Genomic DNA, 3,154 nt, shown 5'->3' with positions numbered 1-3,154 from the left:
CGAGAAGATCTTGATGATGTTGTTCTGCTCGAGACTGATCATGCCAAGTGTCGCATCAAGCAGGAAGGTTACCTTGTTGGCGATAAAATTGGCGTGCTCGGTGATCGAGACAATATCACGCGACAGGATCTTGAGACGCGCCTTGGCGTCCTTTTTTAGTCGCGCCTGTGTTGAAAGGAACAAGCCCAGACGATGCAGGTTCAAAAGACTGTCCTTGGCCTTGCCCGACAGGTTGCCGGTACGTCCAATCTGACGCAGGGTTTCGCGATGATCACCATCAGAATCTTGATCTTCGGGACTGGCAAAGACCTGATTGGACAGTTTTTCAAGATCAATCGTGGTCTGCTCCATCAAATCAGCAAGACGATCAACAATCTGTTCGAGCAGACCAAACAAAACCGTCTCTGCGCTATTGGCAAGCGACGGGCTGCGCTTTACCCGGCGGATGAAGGTCTTGAATGGCACCGGATCAGCATATCGCACCGTTATCAGGGTTTTCTTGACCAAAATGAAGGTAACAGCGGTCGTCTGCGGCGCATCGGTGGTTGCCTTGGTCAGAACCGAAACGGTCATGAACAGTGCCCCGTCCTCTTCATACAGGCGCGATGACAGCTCAATTTCCTGCATTTCTTCACGGGTTGGCATCTCAATGCCAAATCGTTCTTCAATCTCGTGAATTTCTTCGGGTGTCGGAGAATGCAAATCGACCCAGACCGGAAGACGATCAGCCTTGCCTCCCGTAGGCTTGGCAGACGTAACTTCACCGGCATCAACACTGGCAGAGGACTGCGTTTCGATCGGAGTTGCTGTGTTGGTGTCGTCAGTCGTCGCGCGCACCGGAGCAAAAAATTCGTTGGTGTCCATGAGCCTCTCCGTCATTTCCGGCTTACCGACTATATCGGATGCCAGTTTATGTCTTGCTTGTCATGCGATGAATGCGTTTCAGACGAAATCACGCCTAAAACGGCAACACTGTCTGAAAGGAAAACGGGTCGATATCCTGATCGTTTCCACGCTTTTCATCATAAGTCGTGCGCGCTTTTGCCATAAACTCTTCCTTGGTGACCATCTTGTCCCCGTCCGCGTCGTAATCGGGAAACAATAAATCCAGTCGGCGGCTTTCGGTACGCAGTCTTTGGCGATTGGCTTCTGCAGAACCGGGCAGTTTTTCAACCGCGGCAAATTCGCGTGCGACAAGCACATTGTCGCCGTTAATGTCACGGCGCCTAAACATCCAGCTTGCATAGGCAGCGGCTTCGTCTGGACTGATACGGCCATCCTGATCAATATCAATTGGATGATACTGTTCGCGATACACCCTGACCTGTTCAGGGATGCCGGACGGTGCAACACCCGTTCCACCATTTTGCTGGGCAAGGGCCTTTGCAATTGCTTCGCTCAGTCCGGGGATATTGGCAGCACCGTCAGCTGACATACCGGGCACACCAGGCATACCTGTGCTGGAACCGCCCCCATCAAGACCATTCAGCCCTGAAAGTCCGCCCAAACCGAATTGCGACATCAGTTCCGGATTGTTTTGCAGTTGTTTCATAATCAAGGGCAGCAATTCGCGCATCTGCGGCGATGAGACTTCTGGCGAATTTGATCCGCCACCGGCCGGATCAAGGGGCAAGCCTTGCGCAAACGCCGTCCCGCCAGAAACAGCACCAAGCCCGGGCAGGAAAAACGCACCGGAGAATGCGCAACCCATTAATAGAATGGCAGCTTTTATCCGCAACAATCGCTTCCTTCGTTTCACTGACGCTGCCCCGCGCCAGATGATCCTGCCCCGTTCGGGGCCATATTCAACCCTGATGGCCGATCAAATTGATCAAAAAGACCATCAAAGATCATTTTGACATTTTGCAGGAGTTTGCCCGCGCATCAAACCCGATTGGACATCAAATCGCAAACTGTCTTCGGCACTCCATCAAAACCCGATGCCAAATCTGATCCATAAAAACCCGAATTCCGGTTTTTCAATGGTCTTCCCATGGGACCCCATGGAACGAGTTTGGGATTTTATGGGCACATAATGGAACCATGCTGATTTTCCGCGATTTTTGACCGAATTCAGCCTTTCTGCATATACCGCAGAAACCCTCGGGAAGCGCCAAAACATCACGTATTGGCCCATCAAATCCCATTGACCCCCATCATTTCCCATGGTACCCCATAAAGAGGCACAAATTCCGTGCCATGCGGGGCATATCCATTTCAGACATCACACAGTCGCAAGACAGCCCATCAGGGCCCGAGGTTTGAGATCGGATTTTTGATCAGGGGAATGGCGACGTGCTGTTCACAGGGACGCACATTCACAAGCTGGACCGGAAGGGGCGCGTATCCGTCCCCAAGCGGTTCCGTGCGGCCCTTGACCAAGAAGAATTCGCCGGCATCTATCTGTATCAATCCCACAAGGAAAGCGCGCTTGAAGGCTGTAGCCACAGCCATATGGAGCGCATTGCCGCATCGCTTGATGAACTCGACATGTTCTCTGACGAGGCCGACGATCTGGCAGACACCATCCTTGGCTCCTCGCATATGCTTCCTTACGACGGCGAAGGCCGCATCATTCTGCCTGCAGAACTGATCGAATTCGCCCGTATCGAAGACCAGGTCGCCTTTGTCGGCCGTGGTCGCACCTTCCGCCTGTGGAACCCTGACATCTTCAAACCCCTGCAAGAAGCCAGCCGGACCCGCACGCTCAACCGTGGTGCGACATTAAAGCTCAAACCGATGTCCGAACTCCCCAAAGGTGCACGTCCCGGCACCGCGGATGAGGAGGACGCATCATGAGCGACAAGGACCTGAGCTTTGCCACCGAAGACCGTCCACATAAGCCGGTCCTGCTACGCGAGGTACTAGAATCCCTTGCACCGCGTGACGGCGAGATCATGGTTGACGGCACCTTTGGCGCAGGCGGTTACTCCCGCGCCATTCTTGATTCTGCCAATTGCGAGCTTTACGGCATCGACCGCGATCCAACCGCCGTTGCCACAGGCAAACAGCTTGAAGCCGAATATGACGGTCGCTTCCACATGGTCGAGGGATGCTTTGGCGATATGGGTAGCCTTATCCCCGAAGCAGGTCCAGAACAGGTCGATGGCATCGTTCTTGATATCGGTGTTTCATCCATGCAGCTTGATCAGGC

General features: G+C 53.4%; 4 protein-coding genes. 2 read left to right on the top strand and 2 right to left on the bottom strand.

The window, feature by feature from the left end:
- The coding region (locus tag B2R48_RS10450; protein WP_296999943.1) for a CorA family divalent cation transporter at positions 1-864 on the bottom strand (864 nt) is incomplete at its 3' end.
- 94 nt (positions 865-958) lie between these two features.
- Positions 959-1,711: an EF-hand domain-containing protein gene (locus B2R48_RS10445; RefSeq protein ID WP_062956261.1), complete on the bottom strand. Its 753-nt coding sequence runs from the start codon at positions 1,709-1,711 to the stop codon at positions 959-961.
- A 584-nt stretch (positions 1,712-2,295) separates the two neighbouring features.
- On the opposite strand from B2R48_RS10445, the gene B2R48_RS10440 reads away from it, so the two are divergent.
- Both B2R48_RS10440 and mraW read left to right on the top strand, forming a co-directional pair.
- Positions 2,296-2,799 carry a division/cell wall cluster transcriptional repressor MraZ gene (locus B2R48_RS10440; RefSeq protein ID WP_062956263.1) on the top strand — a complete coding sequence of 168 codons (504 nt, stop codon included), beginning with the start codon at positions 2,296-2,298 and terminating at the stop codon, positions 2,797-2,799.
- Positions 2,796-3,154: 16S rRNA (cytosine(1402)-N(4))-methyltransferase (gene mraW, locus B2R48_RS10435; RefSeq protein WP_296999936.1), on the top strand; the 359-nt coding region annotated here is incomplete at its 3' end. The genes B2R48_RS10440 and mraW, both read left to right, overlap by 4 nt.

It is taken from the genome of Thalassospira sp. UBA848, from assembly GCF_002295455.1.
Lineage (GTDB): Bacteria > Pseudomonadota > Alphaproteobacteria > Rhodospirillales > Thalassospiraceae > Thalassospira.
Note: the sequence above shows the minus strand (reverse complement) of the source record. Positions and strands in the feature narration are given on the sequence as shown.

What these genes read in the sequence shown, in the direction of transcription:
- B2R48_RS10445 (WP_062956261.1), bottom strand. Translation starts at nt 1,711, where the DNA reads ATGGGTTGCGCATTCTCCGGTGCGTTTTTCCTGCCCGGGCTTGGTGCT.